The sequence below is a fragment of the Prochlorococcus sp. MIT 1342 genome (assembly GCF_047304495.1).
Lineage (GTDB): Bacteria > Cyanobacteriota > Cyanobacteriia > PCC-6307 > Cyanobiaceae > Prochlorococcus > Prochlorococcus marinus_D.
Genome location: NZ_CP138957.1, coordinates 1,826,609 through 1,844,269, shown reverse-complemented (window position 1 = coordinate 1,844,269; position 17,661 = coordinate 1,826,609). Strand labels below are relative to the sequence as shown.

18 protein-coding genes are annotated in these 17,661 nt (G+C 54.4%); 8 read left to right on the top strand and 10 right to left on the bottom strand.

Going from position 1 to position 17,661, the window contains the following annotated elements:
- Positions 1 to 49: 49 nt before the first annotated feature.
- Positions 50 to 784 carry a global nitrogen regulator NtcA gene (gene ntcA / locus SIB79_RS09540; protein ID WP_041384680.1) on the bottom strand — a complete coding sequence of 245 codons (735 nt, stop codon included), beginning with the start codon at positions 782 to 784 and terminating at the stop codon, positions 50 to 52.
- A gap of 74 nt (positions 785 to 858) precedes the next feature.
- Entirely contained in the window at positions 859 to 1,593 is a 735-nt protein-coding gene (rph, locus tag SIB79_RS09535) for a ribonuclease PH (RefSeq protein WP_063405008.1), read from the bottom strand.
- 141 nt (positions 1,594 to 1,734) lie between these two features.
- Between rph and SIB79_RS09530 the strand changes: the two genes are divergently transcribed.
- The 4 genes from SIB79_RS09530 (at position 1,735) to SIB79_RS09515 (ending at position 3,605) form a co-directional block, all read left to right on the top strand.
- Positions 1,735 to 2,349 (top strand): cob(I)yrinic acid a,c-diamide adenosyltransferase, encoded by a 615-nt coding sequence (locus SIB79_RS09530; RefSeq protein ID WP_063405010.1) that lies wholly within the window; start codon positions 1,735 to 1,737, stop codon positions 2,347 to 2,349.
- Complete coding sequence (gene dcd, locus SIB79_RS09525) at positions 2,349 to 2,942, top strand: dCTP deaminase (RefSeq protein WP_011131195.1); 594 nt, start codon at positions 2,349 to 2,351, stop codon at positions 2,940 to 2,942. Before SIB79_RS09530 ends, dcd begins: the two co-directional genes overlap by 1 nt.
- A gap of 96 nt (positions 2,943 to 3,038) precedes the next feature.
- A complete protein-coding gene (locus SIB79_RS09520; protein ID WP_155724711.1) occupies positions 3,039 to 3,212 on the top strand; it encodes a hypothetical protein in 174 nt (57 codons plus the stop codon).
- Positions 3,213 to 3,239: 27 nt separating this feature from the next.
- Complete coding sequence (locus SIB79_RS09515) at positions 3,240 to 3,605, top strand: hypothetical protein (RefSeq protein ID WP_236072718.1); 366 nt, start codon at positions 3,240 to 3,242, stop codon at positions 3,603 to 3,605.
- A 269-nt stretch (positions 3,606 to 3,874) separates the two neighbouring features.
- Here the strand turns inward: SIB79_RS09515 and SIB79_RS09510 are convergent, their stop codons facing one another.
- Positions 3,875 to 4,441, bottom strand: coding sequence for a thioredoxin family protein (locus tag SIB79_RS09510; protein ID WP_063405015.1), 567 nt, complete (start codon positions 4,439 to 4,441; stop codon positions 3,875 to 3,877).
- 111 nt (positions 4,442 to 4,552) lie between these two features.
- Here SIB79_RS09510 and SIB79_RS09505 point away from each other — a divergent pair, with 111 nt between their 5' ends.
- The gene (locus SIB79_RS09505; RefSeq protein ID WP_063405017.1) at positions 4,553 to 5,044 is read left to right on the top strand and encodes a hypothetical protein; all 492 of its coding nucleotides are present in this window, start codon (positions 4,553 to 4,555) and stop codon (positions 5,042 to 5,044) included.
- Here SIB79_RS09505 and SIB79_RS09500 read toward each other — a convergent pair.
- Both SIB79_RS09500 and SIB79_RS09495 read right to left on the bottom strand, forming a co-directional pair.
- A complete protein-coding gene (locus tag SIB79_RS09500) occupies positions 5,012 to 7,045 on the bottom strand; it encodes a transglycosylase SLT domain-containing protein (protein ID WP_063405019.1) in 2,034 nt (677 codons plus the stop codon). The genes SIB79_RS09505 and SIB79_RS09500 overlap by 33 nt on opposite strands.
- Before the next feature lie 88 nt (positions 7,046 to 7,133).
- A complete protein-coding gene (locus tag SIB79_RS09495; RefSeq protein ID WP_063405021.1) occupies positions 7,134 to 7,316 on the bottom strand; it encodes a hypothetical protein in 183 nt (60 codons plus the stop codon).
- A gap of 62 nt (positions 7,317 to 7,378) precedes the next feature.
- Between SIB79_RS09495 and glmM the strand changes: the two genes are divergently transcribed.
- Positions 7,379 to 8,785 carry a phosphoglucosamine mutase gene (gene glmM, locus SIB79_RS09490; protein ID WP_063405023.1) on the top strand — a complete coding sequence of 469 codons (1,407 nt, stop codon included), beginning with the start codon at positions 7,379 to 7,381 and terminating at the stop codon, positions 8,783 to 8,785.
- Here the strand turns inward: glmM and SIB79_RS09485 are convergent.
- From SIB79_RS09485 to SIB79_RS09470, 4 genes are read right to left on the bottom strand one after another with little or no spacing between them, the layout of a single operon-like run.
- Entirely contained in the window at positions 8,766 to 9,728 is a 963-nt protein-coding gene (locus tag SIB79_RS09485) for an N-acetylglucosamine kinase (protein ID WP_063405025.1), read from the bottom strand. The genes glmM and SIB79_RS09485 overlap by 20 nt on opposite strands.
- The gene (locus SIB79_RS09480) at positions 9,725 to 11,044 is read right to left on the bottom strand and encodes an IctB family putative bicarbonate transporter (protein ID WP_063405026.1); all 1,320 of its coding nucleotides are present in this window, start codon (positions 11,042 to 11,044) and stop codon (positions 9,725 to 9,727) included. Before SIB79_RS09480 ends, SIB79_RS09485 begins: the two co-directional genes overlap by 4 nt.
- Positions 11,044 to 11,754 (bottom strand): tRNA (guanosine(46)-N7)-methyltransferase TrmB, encoded by a 711-nt coding sequence (trmB, locus tag SIB79_RS09475; protein WP_063405028.1) that lies wholly within the window; start codon positions 11,752 to 11,754, stop codon positions 11,044 to 11,046. Before trmB ends, SIB79_RS09480 begins: the two co-directional genes overlap by 1 nt.
- Before the next feature lie 2 nt (positions 11,755 to 11,756).
- Positions 11,757 to 13,046 (bottom strand): FIST N-terminal domain-containing protein, encoded by a 1,290-nt coding sequence (locus SIB79_RS09470; RefSeq protein ID WP_063405030.1) that lies wholly within the window; start codon positions 13,044 to 13,046, stop codon positions 11,757 to 11,759.
- Between the two features lie 70 nt (positions 13,047 to 13,116).
- Here SIB79_RS09470 and SIB79_RS09465 point away from each other — a divergent pair, with 70 nt between their 5' ends.
- The gene (locus SIB79_RS09465) at positions 13,117 to 13,728 is read left to right on the top strand and encodes a DUF3177 family protein (RefSeq protein WP_063405032.1); all 612 of its coding nucleotides are present in this window, start codon (positions 13,117 to 13,119) and stop codon (positions 13,726 to 13,728) included.
- Between the two features lie 137 nt (positions 13,729 to 13,865).
- Positions 13,866 to 14,087 carry a hypothetical protein gene (locus SIB79_RS09460; RefSeq protein WP_063405033.1) on the top strand — a complete coding sequence of 74 codons (222 nt, stop codon included), beginning with the start codon at positions 13,866 to 13,868 and terminating at the stop codon, positions 14,085 to 14,087.
- Positions 14,088 to 14,346: 259 nt separating this feature from the next.
- Here the strand turns inward: SIB79_RS09460 and ileS are convergent, their stop codons facing one another.
- Complete coding sequence (gene ileS, locus SIB79_RS09455; protein WP_063405417.1) at positions 14,347 to 17,253, bottom strand: isoleucine--tRNA ligase; 2,907 nt, start codon at positions 17,251 to 17,253, stop codon at positions 14,347 to 14,349.
- Positions 17,254 to 17,661: the final 408 nt, after the last annotated feature.

Genomic DNA, 17,661 nt, shown 5'->3' with positions numbered 1-17,661 from the left:
GATCAGGAATAGTGTCAACCCGTTTCACCATCCTGGACTGGGACGGGGATCAGTTGAATTTTTTAGCAAGGGCAATCGGATCAAGAACGGTGATTTTCTTGCGATCGATTTGCACTAGACCTGAATTGCGCAGGTCTCCCAACAGGCGAGTAATGGTGACGCGAGTCGAGCCGATTGCTTCAGCGATGGACTGATGTGAGAGGCGTAGGTCAATGGTGATTCCTTGTTCCCCTGGAACCCCGAAATCCCGGCAGAGGACTAGCAGGAAACTCACAAGCCTTGATGACATGTCGCGGTGAGTGAGGGTCTCGATCATGGTCTCGGTTTGCAAGATCCGACTTGAGAGACCCTGCAGCAGAAGTAACCCCACGCTGGTGTCGTTTTCGATCGCTTGGCGAACTGAGGTGGCTGGCGCTGTGATCATTTCCACTCGGGTGAAGGCTACGGAGTGATAAAAACGGTCCGAGCGATGGCCTGTGAGTAGAGAGAGCACTCCAAATAGGCTGTTTTCACGCAGCAATGCCACGGTGATCTCTTCACCAGATTCATAGACCCGAGATAGCCGAACGGCGCCGCGTCGAATGAGATAAACCTTTTCGGCAGGATCGCCAGGAAAGAAGATGGTTTTGGAGCGCTCCACCATTTCGTTGCTGGCGCCATCCAGTTCACGGATGACTTCCAGCAGGGTTTTCTGGGGTGGAGCAGGCGAGTTGGCCATACTTCCTGACCCTTGAACATAGGGTTGCTGGGCGTAACGGCTGAAGCCGCGGATGACGCCGGCCATGGCTGCGCAGCAAACGGCAGAAATATGAAGTTAGGGAGTGGACCTCCACCACCATGTAGCAATGGTGACGGTTTTTAGTCTTCTTGCATTAATTGCGAACGTTGGAAGGCTTGTAGATGTTGCAGGCCGGGTTCTGCCAGATTCAGCAAGTCGTTGAGTTGATTCCTGCTGAATGGAGCCCCTTCAGCGGTGCCCTGCAGCTCCAATAGGTGCCCATTGGAGCCCATTACCACGTTTAGATCCACATCAGCCCTGGAGTCTTCGCTGTAGTCGAGGTCGAGAAGGGGATAACTCTCCACTAAACCAACGGATACTGCAGCAACTTGCTCGATGACGGGTTGATGCGTGAGCAGCCCTTGTTCCAGCAAGCGATCGCAGCCTCGTTTTAAGGCAATCCAAGCGCCGGTGATGGAGGCTGTACGTGTGCCGGCATCGGCCTGAATGACGTCACAATCAATTCGCAGGGTGGTTTCCCCAAGAGCGGCCATGTCGATCACGGCGCGCAGGCTGCGGCCAATGAGGCGTTGAATTTCTTGAGTGCGTCCGGAAAGCTTGAGCAGTTCACGGTTCTGTCTTTGCGGTGTCGACCCAGGCAGAAGGCGGTACTCGGCGCTGAGCCAGCCTTTGCCTTGGCCTTTGCGCCAGCGGGGTACACCTTCTTCAACGCAAACACTGCAGAGCACTGCGGTGCGACCAGTGCGGATGATTAAGGAACTGAGGGCAAAGCCCATTGGGTCCCATGTGATCTGAAGGGGCCGCAGCACGTCAGCAAGGCGGCCGTCAGCACGTGGCTGGGGGGATGTGAGCATCTTGCTGTTGGTGGTTGAGATGAACTGAGCCTGGCAGAAACAGGTGCTTTTACACCATGGATAGTGTCAAGAGCCTTGTTAAGCAGCTTCCCACCGCTACATTTGATTTCTGCTGGTTTTGTCGGGGCGATTGAGACTTTTATGACTGCCAGCCTGAGCCCTAGTCATCGCTCCGTGGATCCGTGCATGACGGACCATCGCTCGCAGGAGAGTGATGGGAGTCGGTCTTTGGCAGTAGTTGCTGATAGGCGTTTGCTGCATCTGGTAGCTCCTGAAGGGCAGCTTCAGGTTTATACAGCCCCCTATCGAGGCAGTTTTTCTGTTGTCTTGAGTCAGGCGTTAAGAGCGGCTGGGCTGGGAAGTCGTGTGTTGGTTGCTCAGTTCCTCAAGGGAGGAGTAGATCAAGGCCCAGATGGACGTGTGCGCCTATGTGGGCGACTTGAGTGGCTGCGCCCGGCGGTTCCTGGCTGTCTATCTGAGCCTGCTTCAACGCTTGCCGTTGACTCCAGCGCGCCTGAGGCCGTGGAGGCCATTTGGCAGGAATGTCGGGATCGCATCTTGGCGAGTGATTTGGATCAAATGGTGTTGGATGAGGTTGGTCTGGCGATTGCTCTTGGTTATCTCGATGAGGCTGATGTGTTATCAACTCTGGAACAGCGCCCCGGGTCGATGGATGTCATCTTGACTGGCTCAGTCATGCCATCGATCCTGATGGCAATGGCTGATCAGGTCACTGAGTTGCGTCGTGGTTTCTAATGCTTAAAAACGATCGTTGGATCACCGAACAGGCCGCAGCAGGGATGCTTGAACCCTTTCAAGCCGGACTGATTCGACATCTTGATCCTGAGCAGCATCAACGGCCTGTACTGAGCTTTGGCTGTTCTTCCTTTGGTTATGACCTAAGGCTCTCTGCGAAGGAGTTTTTGATCTTTCGCCATGTACCAGGCACGGTGATGAATCCGAAGCGATTTAATCCTGCAAATCTCGAATCCACCCCTTTGCATCAGGACGAGGATGGCGAGTATTTCATCCTGCCGGCTCATTCTTATGGTCTCGGTGTGGCGCTGGAGAAGATGAAGGTGCCATCAAATATCACTGTCATTTGCTTAGGTAAGAGTACCTATGCCCGCCTTGGCATCATCGTTAATACGACTCCCGCCGAAGCCAGTTGGGAAGGGCATCTCACGCTTGAATTCAGCAATAGTTCTGGAGCTGATTGCCGTATCTATGCCAATGAAGGCATTTGTCAGCTTCTTTTCTTCGAGGGTGATCCCTGCGATACCACCTACAGCGATCGCCAGGGTAAATATCAACATCAGCCAGAACGCGTCACTCTCGCCAGGATTTGAAAGAAAAAGATCTGTTGAATGCATGTCTGCTCTCAACAGATCTTTTTGATTTTGTAGACATTGATAGAGTGAAGCCACTGATCTCATCCCCCACGTATGTCAGACAAGCAGCCAAAATCCGCACCTCCTGAGGTGGAAGTTAATACCTCAGGTGATTATCTTGGTGGATGGGGACAGTTTGGCAACTCTTTTGTCTTTTGGGTTAGTGCTGTCGTTCTCGCTGCTTGTGTAGGAGTTTTGGCGTTCAGTATTAGCCTGCTTCAAGGTTAAAGATGAGATTTTTTGCAACTTAATTCCATGAGACGGACTTCTTTGCTGTTCAGGTTTTCTGCGGGCTTTGAAATTCTTGGTGGGATTTTTGCTCTTGTTCTGCCTGTTAAATTTTGTTCACTACTTTTTGGTTATACGCTAGTCACTGAACTGGTAGGTATTGCAAGATTATTTGCATTGGCAATCATTGCTCTTGGCGGGGCGTGCTGGGAAGTTTCAAGCCATGCGCCGATGCAAAATCCGAGAAGATCTCTTTGTTATTATAATATTGCTGTTGGCCTTTTGTTAGCGTCTATTGGTGTGAGCCAAGATTTAATTGGTGTTCTTTTGTGGCCAGGAGTATTTATTCATCTTGCAATAGGGATTTTGCTTTTGTCTGGCCTTAGAAAATAATAGAGGCTGTGGGTAAAAAGAGGTCCGATTGGAGTGGCTAATCGCTCAAATGGTGAGCGAGGAAGCTAAGGGCAAGCAGTAATAATACTAGAGTTTAGTAAGGAAATTTTGATATCTTTTTGGCTCGATTGTCGCCACAGGCAAGGTTGATAGGAGTGGTGCGTGGCGGGCCGTGTGGATATTTTTCTTAACCTATTTGAGCTAAAATCATATTAAAGGGTGGCTTATGTAATGGCTCATCGTAATTGATTAATTAATTGATTGATTGATTAGCCATGGCTCATTGGCCCAATAGCCTCTAAATCTTTTTGCTTGTCTGTTCGTTCTTGTGATGCATTCAGGTTGCTGATAGCGCCTACACCGGCGAACTTGGGGAGTGGTTGGTTTTGAATCAGAGCGTCAGTTAATTGCTGTAGTTGTTCTTTAGTGCGTGCACCCAGTGAGAGACCCTGCAGTTTGCCTTTGTTATCGAAGAAGTTCAGCTGGGGAATGCCGTTGACGTCGTAGCGATCGACAAGGTCTTGCCAGCGGGGGTTGTCGACGTTTACCAGCACAACGTCGAGCTGGTTTTCCCTTTCACGTTCCGTTGTGAGCATGGCTGGGGCCATTTCACGACAGGCTTGACACCAGTCAGCATAAAATTCGATCACGGTCGGTCGACCATTGGTGAGTGCGACATCTGGGTCGAGGGAGCGCCGTGCCAGTTGCTCGAGCGGTGCCTCAGCATTGAGGCCGCCCCGCAGCAGGAAAAGAACGACTGCTAATCCCAATGCTGTGAATAGCAGGATCAACCTTTGGCCTTGGCCGAGAGTGGAAGACGGGGAACTTCCGGTCATGATTGGGCAAGATTCTCGATGCACTTTGGCAGGTCTGTTTTGTTGTTGTTGCTCGCTTCAATGGGCTAACTGTTCAGAAGTGAAGCGTCTTTTCACCATTCGTTGAGGCTGATGCTGCGTCTCCTCGTTGTGCCCTTTCGTGCCCCCTCGTTGCTATTGCTCTTTGGGGTGGCGGTCGTTATGGGCAACCATTGGTCGTTGCTTCAGTCTGAGCAGATAGACAGCCTCGGTATTGATGTTGAGCTCTTCTGGGTTGTTGAGCTCCTTCAGGCGGTCGTGTTGGTCGTGATTTGCACGATGCCGGATCTGATCTTGCGTCAGGTCTCCTTGCTGATGGCTGCCAGTCGTGCAATCAGTTTGCTGGTGGTTTTGTTGTTGGTGATCACCGCTGGCCTGTACCTACTGCACTTGAGCCTGCTTGCGGATGTTCTCATCCTTGCTTCTGCGATATTGCTTGCGCGCTTGGATCTCACTCGCATTCGTGTGGTTCCACCACCGGTTGTGATGGCGATTGCTCTGGGGTTGATTTTGCTTGGCGGGATATGGATTGGCCAGCAGATCTCTATGCCTTTACATCCCAGTCTCGCAAAGCTTTTTGCTTGATAGGCCTAAATAGCTCCAGAGGTTGCCGAGAACCTTTTTTGTATACAGGCGTGTCTCTGGGTAAGGGATTCGTTCTACCCAGAGCTCAGGGTCCGCAGCCAGTTCTGGGGTTAGCCAGTCGGCTACTGCAGCGGGCCCTGCGTTGTAACTGCCCACTGCCAGCCATGGATTGCCTTGCCATTGCTTCAGCAGCATTGCTAGGTAACGGGCCCCAAGTTCAATATTGGTTTCAGGAGTGGACAGCACTTGCTTGTTCAGAGGGCTATCGCTGAGTTCTGCCGCTGTTTCCGGCATCAGTTGCATCAGCCCTATTGCGCCTACTGGAGACTCCACGCCTGGCGAGAAGCGTGATTCTTGCTTTGCTATGGCCAGCAATAGTTCAGCTCGGACGTCACTGCGGTGACTCGCTTTTTTGATCTCAGGCCAAAAGCGATATGGATGTTGGCTGTGATGGAGCAGTTGGCGTGTGTGGCAGTCCTCTCCTACGAGTCGCAGGCTTGTTCGCCAGAGCTGACTTAGCCCCGTCCAGTTATCGCCGACGGCCATCCTGAGCCGCCCTTCCACCATCCTGGTGTTGGGATCATGTTGTGCGCGATCGACTTCAACCCTCAGAGTCCGCCACGTTTCCCAGGCCTCCATTGCGAGACCAAGTCGCCAGAGTTCTTCTACAAGCTTTTCTCCACTGCCTAGTGGGGTCCAGGATGGGAGCTCAGTGTTCGAAATTGATACGGGTTGCCCTTGCAGTGCAGGAAGGCCAGCTCGACCAAGGCGTGCCTGGGCGCGCCAGGTGTAGTACCCATTGGGATGGGATCGGAGCAGCTTTTCCCAGATCTGAGTGGCCTCTCGATTGCGACCCTGTTTGGAGGCAGTGAATCCGATCCAGAACTGTTGCCTAGCGGCGAGGGGCTCCGGCAATTTTTGGGTTGGGATGCTTTCGAGAATCGATTGGGCCTTGTTCCATTGCTCTTTCAGCAGAGCGTCTCGGCTCAGATCCCATTGCAGTTGCCAGCTAGCAGGACTATCAGGCCAGCGTTGAAACACCTCGTCTGCTTGGATCCCATTTTCGAGGCGTACGCGGGCTGCCGCCACGCTGGGGGAACGATCAGCAAGGGCAGGCGGCAAGGACTTCAGCAGAGTCGCCTTCGGATGAAGAGGTTCACTGAGGAGGCTCACCGCTTCAAGGCTTTCAGCAGCCTCTGGATTGTCTTGAGCCAGCTTCAAGAGCAGAGATTCGCCCTGGAGTTGTTCCTCCTTATTGCCTCGGAGCAGTGTCTGGCCAATGGCTAGGGCTGCTGCAGGATCAGGAGGTTGTTCTTGTAGGCAGCTCAGGGCTGTTCTGCCGTCGCCTAGTTGTGCAAGACCAAGGGCTAGTTCTTGTCGCTCTTGGTTTGAATGTCCGTTCCTTGCCGGAGCGCTGCAGGCGCTGCGTAGGACTTCTGCGGCACCTGGCCAGAAGACCCCCCAACGCGTGAGATGAATGGCTCTTTGATGGCGACTGTTGCTGGTATCCAGTTCAATTGCGCTGGCTAGTGCCGCTGGATGAGCAGGATGTTGCTGAAGGAGTTGCTGACGCAGTTCAGGGTTATGGCGCCCGAGGCTGTAATACGCATCAGCCGCCGTCGTCGTGTTTGGAAAACGTTTCAGCAGGCTTTGCCAAAGATGAGTGGCCTTTGGTTTTTCCCCAAGACGCTCGGCTGTTTGGGCTTGCAGCTTGATGGCAACGGCTGCTAAGGGGCTGTTCCCCCAGCCTTGGCCGGCCAACAGCCTCTGATGCCTAAGGGTTGATCCTTTTGTCTTGCTCACGAGCAGCAATGAGGCATCTCGGCGTTGCTGGGGATCGATTGACCAGCGATAGGCCTGCCAGAGCTCTGTTTGCGACATTCTTGGCGTAAGTCGCTTGAGCTGTGGTTTTAAAAGGGCTTGCCCAGCGAGGCTTGCCGCCAAGCTGAGTAGGGCTGTACCTCCGAGTAGAGGGAATCCGCGAAAGGGGCTCGCGATCACGCCAGAGCAGAAACTGTTGGCATTCTGTGGTGATGAAGTTCAGTTGTGTGATGCAGTCTTCGTAAGGATTGATGCCGCTTGCTCAGGCTCACCGCTCTGAGTGTGCACCCGTTGCGGAAGCGGCATGATTCGTTGAGGGATTGTGCTGGTTTTGGCCCATGCCGTTGCGGCCTTGATGGATTGTGGCTTTGGTTGTGGTTTGAAGCGTGCCTGAACCCGTCACTTTGCTCTGGGCTCTCATGCTTTTGGCGTTGAGACTGTCTTCGATCATGTCCCCTCTCGCTTGAGTCTCAGGCGCATGCCCTTTAACCTTCAGTCCACTTTTGAGACCTGATGGTCTTTGCTGCTCTTGACCCCTTAGGTGTTCCCCTCGGGACGGCCCAGGCCAGCTTCGGCACAGATGGCATTCGCGGTCGGGTCGGAACGTTGCTGACGCCTGCGTTTATTTTGCAGGTGGGCTACTGGTGTGGTCAGGTGTTGCCTGATCAAGGCCCGGTGTTGATCGGGATGGATTCCCGTAGCAGTGGGGCCATGGTGGCCTCGGCATTAACGGCTGGTTTAACCGCTGCAGGTCGGGAAGTGTGGACCTTGGGCTTATGTCCCACCCCAGCTGTGCCTGGATTAATTCGCAAGCTTGGTGCTGCAGGCGGTTTGATGGTTTCAGCAAGTCATAACCCACCTGAAGACAATGGCATCAAGGTGTTTGGGGCCGATGGTGCCAAATTAAGCCCAGCAAAGCAGGGTCTCATCGAAGCGGGGCTTCGCGGCGAGGCCATTGGTGACAAAGGTCGACCAACGATCACGGGTTGCGGCCCTGCTTATCAGCGCAACGAGCTTCTTAGCCACTATCGCGATGCCCTGCTTGCCTCAGTGCTGCATCAACGCCTGGATGGCGTGCCCATTGTGCTTGATCTCTGCTGGGGAGCGGCAACAGCCTGTGGTGCTGAGGTGTTTGCGGCCCTTGGGGCTGATCTCACTGTGTTGCATGGTGAACCTGATGGCAGGCGCATCAATGTCGGTTGTGGTTCTACCCAGCTCGAGCCGTTGCGTCGAGCTGTGATTGAGCGCGGCGCGATCATGGGCTTTGCCTTTGATGGGGATGCTGATCGGATGCTGGCTTTGGATGGACACGGTCGCGTCGTCGATGGTGACCATGTGCTCTACCTCTGGGGATCAGACCTTCAGGATCGGCAGGCTTTACCTCAACAAAGGCTTGTGTCCACGGTGATGTCGAATCTCGGATTTGAGAGGGCTTGGCAGCAAAGAGGTGGGGTTCTTGAACGCACGCCGGTAGGTGATCAGCATGTCTATGCCGCCATGGTGGAGAGCAATGCTGCTTTAGGTGGTGAACAGTCTGGCCATATCCTTTCAGCAGCTCATGGCCTTTGTGGTGATGGTGTGCTCACTGCTTTGCAGCTTGCCACTCTCTGTCATGGCAGGGGGCTGAGTCTTGGTGAGTGGTTGGATCAGAGTTTCCAGGCGTTCCCACAAAAGTTGGTCAATGTGCGCGTTCCTGATTTGGAACGACGTATGGGTTGGCAGCATTGTGAGCCTCTGCAGGAGGCGGTCTTGGCGGCAGAAGCAGCCATGGGTGAAGACGGCCGAGTCTTGGTAAGGGCGAGTGGAACGGAGCCGTTGTTAAGAGTGATGATTGAAGCGGCGGATTCTGCTGCCGTGGAGTTCTGGACAGCACAGTTGGCCGACCTTGCCGAGCAACACCTCAATCGGGGTTGCGTTTGAGTTGGCGGAGTGCAAGCTGCAGAGCACCATCCAGAGCATCCCCCTGGCCTTTGATCCAGCTTGCAGTAGGCAGTCGCTTGGCAATGGCTTGCTCGATCAGCTCGCGAAAGGGTTGTAGATGTTCAAAGGCTCCGCCGTTGCCACAGATCTTGGGAGCCGATAACTCAAGGCTTTGGGCAACTCCTGCGATCGCTTCGGCGATGGAGTGGGCTGATTGTTCAAGGATTGCGATGGCATCCTTATCGCCTACCTGAGCTTCTGCAACGACGAGTGGCGCTAGTTGAGCAAACCCGGCAGCACCGAAACTGGGTTGCACAACAAGGGCTTTGATAGCTGCTGCCGATGAGCAATTGAGAGCGCGCCAGAGTTTCTCGCGTAGAGGTCGATCGGGGATGCGGCCATCGGCCATGCGCAGGCTGAGCTGTAGCCCCTTTTGTCCGAGGTTTTGAGCTGAGCCACCCTCATCAAGTAGCCAACCCCAGCCGCCACAGCGTTGTTCTTTTCCTTGATCGTTTCGCCCGATGCAGATCATGCCGGTGCCACTGATCAACACAATGCCTGCGTCTTGGGGGAAGGCCCCATGCAGGGCAGTGCGTTCATCCCCAGTTGCTAGGCATTGGTTTGATGGGATGTTTAGACAACGCGCGAGCAAGTGCTGCGCTTGCTCTTGCAGTGGGGTGTCATGTTCTATTCCGCTTGCTCCGACGGCCGCTGCAGAGATCAGAGCTTTTTCAGATCTCAATCCAGCATTGCCGACAGCCTTGCTGAAGCTGCTTCGCAGTGCTTTCTCAAAGTGTTCTTCACCGTCAGAGGCGTGCAGGTGAATGACGCCGCTGCCGAGGCCCTCTGCAATCGGCAACCATTGATTTTGATGCCAGCGGCTTAGGCGGCATCGGGTTTGGGTTTGGCCTGCATCAAAGCCTGCAAGGAAAAGGCGGTTCACTCTGTCTGTTGGAGTTGCTTTTGTTCTGGCTGTGTTTGGGCCAGTGTGGCGAGGCAGAACCAGCCCACGAGTTGAACCTCAGGTCGAAAAAAAATGGTATCTGTGATGCCATGAACCGCAAGCCCAGCGATGGCGGCCAGGCTTGCTAGAGCGGGGAGGGCCAGCGGATGATTTGAGTTGAGGCCAGCGAGGCCCTTGCGCATGCCGGTAATTACTAGAGCGAGACATGCAATGAGGCCAGCCAGTCCGGTTTCGACAAGGATTTCCAGGGGAACAGAGTAGGCACTTAGGGCGTTGAATTTGGGCTGTTGAAAGAGCGGATAGATCCTGTTGAAGGCAGCGTTGCCAGGGCCAATACCCAGCCACGGGCGTGCCTGAATCATTTCAAGGCTTGATAGCCAAACGTTGATGCGGAAGTTGTTAGAGCTGTCACTTCGCCCTGCGATCAAGCTTGTGATTCGGGTGCGGATGGGCTCAATCTGGGTTGCGGCTATCACCAGCATGGCTGTGCCTAAAACAATCACGATTAGGGGCAGCAGACGACGCCAGACGAGAGGCCAGTGGCTGGTACTGCGCAACAGCAGCAGCACCAAAATCACAGCTAGAGCGGAAAGCATGCCTAGCCATCCACCGCGGCTGAAGCTGAATAGGGTTGCTGTGATACCAAGCCCTAGAGCGACCATCGCGTAAAGCTTTGCTCCCAAGCCTTGCCATCTCAGTAGGGCTACTAAGGCCAGCGGCAGGATGGGTATGAGATAGCCGGCTAGCAGGTTGGGGTTACCAAGCGGACCATAAATTCGCACTGTCCCTGCAGCCACTGAATTGGGATCTACCCAGTGGGCCATTTCCTCAGCAGGGGCATAGAGCTGCCTGATTGCGATCACAGAAGAGATCAGTTCGCCGGTTAGGAGGGCAGCCACCAGGCGATCCCACCAGTCGCTACTGGTGGTTAGTAGCTGTCGCATCAGTGCGTACACCCCCAGGTAGCTGATGAGTTTGATCAATCCTTTGGCAGCTGCCAATGGAACGGGTGAGAACCCTGTGGCGAGACATGCAATAGCGAAAAACACAAGTAAACAGCTACTGATGCTTCCAATTCGGCCAGCTGGTGTCACGCAGCCCCAGATGATCCATAACGCTCCGGCCGCGAGGATTGTTAGTCCAAGTCCGGTTCGAGTCAGCATGGGCAGGGTTGCTAGGAGCATCATCAACAGCAACCCCGCAATCCACTGCAAGCGCATTTGCATCGCCTCAGAGGAGGGAATGCGTCCCTGCCAGCGCAGTAGAAGGGGCTGTGGGGCCGCAGTCTTAGGCATCAGCAGTCGCTATGTTCTTCTTCACTGGGATTATCGACCTGTTGCAATAAAGCTTCGAGGTTGGACAGTTCAGGAGCTTGTTGGTCGTTGCGTTGGTAGAGCCTGCGGTAAACCTGTAGGCCCTGATCGAGCACATAACGTTCTCGCTCCGTCGGCACGGGCAGTGGGTTGGCCTTTTGCCAGGCATGGGAATCATTTTTAGAACGCTCGAAACAGTTGCTTTGTTCAATCAGCATCACCATCGGCTCGATAACAGACAGCACATCACTCTGGATAAAGAGTTCACGGCCTGGTTGCAGGGCTGTTGCTAAGGCGATTAACAGGGAGGGTTGCAGCACCCTGCGCTTCTGATGACGACGTTTAAACCAGGGGTCTGGGAACTGGATGGACACCCATTGCAGCTGATCTCTAGGCAGGGCATCAAGCCATTCCTCAAGGCTCACATTGACGTTGCAGAACAAGAAGCGGAGGTTGTCGAGTTCGAGTTCTTGGCGATCCCTTTCCGCTGAAAGCACAAGCGGGTGGCGAATCTCAACACCCACATGATTCCACTCTGGTTGAAGTGGAGCCAGGCTTAACAGGAAGCCACCTCGAGCACAACCGATGTCGAGATGGAGAGGGCGGCTGGATTGCGCAAACATTTCTTCCGGGCTTGGCAGTGGCCTTGGAAGTTGGAAGAAACGGCTGAGGGGATTGACGTGCTGGCGCACACTTAGACCGATTTGGCTGGTTCCGAGGCAGAGGGGTCATGCCTAAGCAAACCCCAGCAGGCCGTGTAACCGTGAATGTGGGTAGCGCCAACGCCTCCGGCAGGGCCGATTTCACCGTTGCAGAACACTCCAGCGATAGGTAGTTCTGCCATCAGTTTGCGTGCGATGTGTACATCACCATTGGGTACGCCGTAGAGGCCATGTCCTCGCCCGAGGCAAGCCATTAATAGGCCGAAGAGAGGGGGGCTGGTATTGCGCTCTCTTGCGGCACCGAGCAGTTGCTCAGATTCTTGCCGTGAGGCCTCAGCTTCCCGCAGCTGAAATTGCACGTTTTGGCCAGCTCTTATTTGCTCGGCGACGGCAACGGCACCATTCTTGGGATCTACTCCGATCAGGTTCCTCACCAAAAAAGCTCCTTGAGGCTGAGGTGCTCCGGTTCCTGCTAACACCAGATCGCGTCGTTCTATTCCTAAAAAAAGTGAATGCCTGACCATCTCTCGTTCTTCTTCTGAGAGATCATCTAACACGCGTTGTAGGCAGGCCATCGGACTGGCCCGCTGGTTTTCGTGACTGAGCTCCAAAAGAATATTTTTTTGTACCTGTTCAATGGCGAACACAGGACCAATCGGTTTGCAACCCTGTGCGACCACGACTTCCAGATTCCAGTCGCCCCCAAAGCTGCAGCCAACGGCGCCCGTGACAACGCGGTCGTCAAAGAACAGGGAGCCATGAGGTGCATTATGAGGGCCGGCAATGCCACCGAGTTTGGTCGTGGTTGGGTAGGCGTAATCCAGGCCGCTAATGAGATCATTGATGGAGCGTGAGCTGGGATCCACAAGCAGCAACATGCTGCGGGCATTGAAAGGATCAGCGCCAACCCATTCTTGCCAGTGCTGAGCTGGTCCATCTAGGTCTGGTAATGACTGGGTTTCAAGGCAGAAGGGCTTGAGAATGGCTCCTGGCAGCTGCAGCATGGTGATGCTGAGAGCAGGTTCTTTTTCGAGCTCTGAGGCATTCCCTTTGGGTGTGGTGCCAATCACGCCTCCACCGGCACACCCCAACCAGTGGGTTGCTTTCAGTTGACGCTGCAATAAAGGCAGCAATCGCTGTAGATCGCTGGCGTAGTGGGTGGAGGCAAAGACGAGTGCTAGATCGGCCGAGCTGCCCCCTGCCAGGGCTGCCGCCACCTCGTTGACCGCAGCTTCAAGGGAAGGTTGGCTGGACAATGCCGTTCGGCAGCTGGCCTGGGATGAGCTGCGTCTGAACCAATTGAGCGGAGAGAAGGGCTCCATGAATTGGACCCTAACAACACTGACGGAACTCAGGCCAGCATTGATAATGACGCCTTCACGAACCTCCTAAGTGCCTGAACTCCCCTATCGCACTCTGGTCTGGCTGACCTACCGCCTTGCGGCAATGTTTGCACTGGGCCTGCCATTTGTTTTGTTGATCTGGGCTTCGGTGCGTCGGGAGGCTTCGATGGTGCGTTTACTGACCATCTATTGGAAGATTGCCAGTTTGCTAGCCATCAGCGTGCTGTTGCTGACCGATCAAAGGCCTATTGGTTATCTGACGACCTTTCTTGCCCCCTTGTTGATGGTGGCTTCAGTTTGGTTTTGGGTCGACCTTAATGAGGAGCTTGCCGATTTACCCCCCTGGCGGCCTCTGCCATTAACGGTGCGTATTTGGCGCTGGGCTCTGAGCGGATTCGGTCTAATGGCGGCGGCTATGGCGTCAACCAGTCTTGCTTGCGTCAAGGACGTTGCAGGGGCTAATTGTCGCGTCTGGCTTGAGGCTCCGCAGGGGTTGCATCGGGTTGCGGAGCGACTGTTCGATTTCGTTTTCGGTGGACAGTGGACGGAAGCGGTCGCCGCATTTATTGGTTTTGTGGCCTTGGTGGCTTATGTCGTGGGCTTGCTGCAGTGGCTTCTGGTGCGACTTCCCCGTCAGGGTCGGGTTGCTGGTGAATTCTGACCCTATTGCCTTTGATGCGATAGAGGAGTTGTGAGCAAAATCACCTCGGGTCTTGCGGCGCGTCAACACAACACAGAGAACTTGCAGAGAAGCTATGTGCATCGAGGACAGGTTGCCCTCACAACCAAATCAGGACAATGATATTCGACAAAGCCGAGCTGATTACCGACAAGTTCTTTACGCTGATTACTGCAATTTGTATTGCTGCGGTTATCTGTGGATCACCTTCCGCAGAAGCTAATGCAAATTCGAATGCAGGCCTTTTAGAGCAGGCCAGCAAAGAAGAGACATCTTTTCTATCTGGTTTGCCTGAGGTTGACCCTATGCCTTTACCGGATTCTGCTACCGGAGCTTTTTGATGGAGGCTTGATCATTGAATCCACTGCTCGATTGAATGATTTGTGGGCTCCCTTGCGATGTTCTTAGTTTTACTTTTTCAAGCAGAATGTTTAATGACTGCCGTTCTGGATGTGTGTGTGTTGGTTGTGAGCTGATGTCATCAACGCGCTGACTTGGATAAGCCTCTGGATATCGCTGATTATGCAGAGGCTCAGTGCTGATGACATTGGTCGTGACATGGTTGTGATGGATGGGGGTGGATGTAGTTGAGACCCCTTTTTATTGATGTTCGAGCACGCCCACGCAGCGACCGCAAAGGGTGGGATGTGTCGTGTGCTGGCCGACATCAGTTTCGTAGTGCCAACAACGTTCGCATTTGCTACCGCGAGCTCTGGCAACCTCGATCGTCGCCAAGGTGTTGTCCTGACTTGCCAGTAGTTCTGCCCATGGTTCACCACCTACTTGTAAGTGAGACACCAGCAACCAGTCGCGCAATCCATCCACATCGGGATCTCCTTGTTGCCTGAGCCAGTCGAGTGCTTCCTGGAGGGCGTCGCTGTGTGCTTCCAATCGGACAGCTGCTTCAAGTGCTGCACCCAGCTCCCCTTGGCTTCGGCAGTCTTCTAGAACGCGGTTCACGGCGCTGCGCAGTTCACGTAGCTGGTGCATTGGCGCCATCATTGAGGGGTCTCGCCAGGTCTCTGGGACCGTGGGCCATCCCCTACGAAAGACAGAGTCTTCCGCTACAGAGTAGGGCAGGTTCTGCCAGATGTCTTCGGCCATATGACATAGCACCGGGGAAATGGCCCCAGCTAGACGCTCAATGATGAGAGCCATCACCGTTTGACAGCTGCGTCGGCGATGTTCGGATGGTGAGCTCACATAGAGCCGGTCCTTGGCAATATCGAGGTAGAAGTTCGATAGGTCTACCACGCAGTAGCTCTGGAGTAACTGGAAGAAGCGATAGAACTCGTAGCGATCAAAGGCCGTTGAAATCTCATCCATGACCTCAGCTGTGCGTTGCAGCATCCAGCGATCGAGTAGGGGTAGCTCTGGTACGGGAATCGCGTCGTGCTCGGGATCGAAGTCGTGCAGGTTTCCCAGCAGATAGCGGGACGTGTTACGCACCTTGCGATACACATCTGAGATCTGACGCAGAATGCTGGCTCCGATCGGAACATCGGCGGAGTAATCCACAGAGCTCACCCATAGGCGCAGAACGTCGGCGCCGTAGGGAGGTTCTTGTTTCTGGTTTTTGCCACCGTCGATAATCACCGCTGGATCGACGACATTCCCTAGCGATTTGCTCATTTTCCGGCCCTTCTCATCGAGGGCGAAGCCATGGGTGAGCACCTGCCGATAGGGAGCTTGGCTGTTGATGGCTACGGAGGTCAGCAAAGAAGACTGAAACCAGCCCCTGTGTTGGTCAGAGCCTTCTAGGTACAGCTCGGCAGGGTAGGCGAGGCGATCTTGTTGACTGGCAACAGCCGCCCAACTCGAGCCCGAGTCAAACCATACGTCCATCGTGTCGGTTCCTTTGCGCCATCGTTCAGCTTCTGCGGCATAGGCCGGTGGCAACAGCTCGTCTTCATTGCGTTCCCACCACACGTCGGCACCATGTTCTGTGATCAGGGCCTTGACATGAGCAAGGGTCTCGTCGTTCAACAGCACCTCATTGCCTTCTCGCTCGTAGAACACTGGAATCGGCACGCCCCAAGTGCGTTGCCTGGAAATACACCAGTCGCCCCGTTCTCGCACCATCGCTTCCATGCGATTGCGGCCCGAGGCCGGTAGCCACTCAACGCTGTTGATGGCTGTCAATGCTTCATTGCGGAAGCCTTCGACAGAGGCAAACCATTGCTCTGTGGCACGAAAAATGGTGGGTTTCTTTGTTCGCCAGTCATAGGGGTAGCGGTGGGCATAGGGTTCGTGCTTCAGCAGAGCACCTTTTTCCTTAAGTGCCGCAATGATGGTGGGGTTGGCGTCTTTGAGCACGTTGAGACCAGCGAATGGACCCGCCTCGCTTGTCATTGTTCCGCTTTCGTCTACTGGGCAGAGCATGCCCAGGTCGTTCTTTTGGCCTGTGTTGAAGTCGTCGACACCATGGCCTGGGGCCGTGTGCACAAGACCAGTTCCCGATTCGGTGGTGATGTATTCACCGCCGATCACGATCGGACTGTCTCGATCCAGTAGTGGGTGTTTGTAGATGAGACCTGCAAGAAGGGCTCCCTTGACCGTGGCGCGAGCTGTGAGTTCCAGCTCGAGGGTGTCGCGTAACGATGGCAACAATTCAGCGGCCACTAGTAGGAGTCGACCTTGGTTGTCAAATGCAAAGCAGTAGTCGAGTTTCTCGTTGACCGAAACCGCAAGGTTGGCGGGAAGAGTCCAGGGGGTGGTGGTCCAGATTGCAATTTGCAGAGCCTGGCCGAGTTCGAGGCCGTTATTCGGCAGCTCCAGGCCCTGATTGCTAAGAGATGTGCGCAAGCTCTCGGGCAGCTTCGCTGCTGGAAAAGCAGCGTAGACACTTGGGCTGGTGTGACCGTCTGGATATTCCAACTCCGCTTCAGCAAGGGCTGTACGGGAGCTGGGACTCCAGTGCACCGGCTTGAGTCCCCGATAGATGTATCCCTTCTGAAACATCGTGCCGAACACTTGGATTTGGGCAGCTTCGTATTCCTTCTGGAGCGTTAGGTAGGGATGCTCCCAGTCGGCCCAGATGCCCCAGCGGCGGAAGCCTGCCATTTGGCTTTCCACTTGCTTGCGTGCAAAGGCTGCGGCTTTCTTGCGCAATTTCAGTGGTGTGAGTGCTTCGCGCTGCTCTTGATTGAGGTTCTGCAACACCTTCAGTTCGATCGGAAGGCCGTGGCAGTCCCAACCGGGCACGAAACGCACTTGACGGCCACGCAGGATTTGATGCTTGTTGATGATGTCTTTCAGCACCTTGTTGAGGGCATGGCCCATATGCAGGGCTCCATTGGCGTAGGGCGGCCCGTCATGAAGGGTGAAGTTTTGGCCCTGATTGTTCAGGCCAAGCTGTAAATCAATGCCTTTTTGCTTCCAGAACTCTTGTAACTCTGGTTCTCGTTGGCTTGCATTGGCGCGCATGCCAAAGCTGGTTTGCAGGAGGTTGAGAGTGGCCTTGTAAGAGGTTTGTGCAACACCATCCGGGTGTTTTTCCTGGGTCACGGCGTCACTGCAGCAGGAGAGATTATCAATGGAAGGCTGTTTTGATTCAGTTTTTACCGCTGGTGTCTCTTGAATGTCTTCAGTGTCTGAAGTTGTTTTTGGCTCGCTATCTGTTGGGGCCTTGGTGGGAGTCGCCTGGAGGATGTCTTTGGGCTGTTTAGTTTGAGATGGCTGTTGAGTCTCAGTTGGCTGTTGGTCAACAGTTTGCTGTGGCGTTGAAGTCTGCTGCTGGCTTGCTTTCGGCTCTTGGCGTTCTTGAACCTTTGCTTCAGGGTGTGTTGAGTCTTTAGGGGAGTCAGTGCTGCCAACGTCAACAGCTTGTTTGCTCTCATCGGGTTGCTGATCTTCTGATCGTTGCTCAGCGGTCTGCTTGGGGGCTACCGATGTCTTGAGGCTGGTATTGGCTTG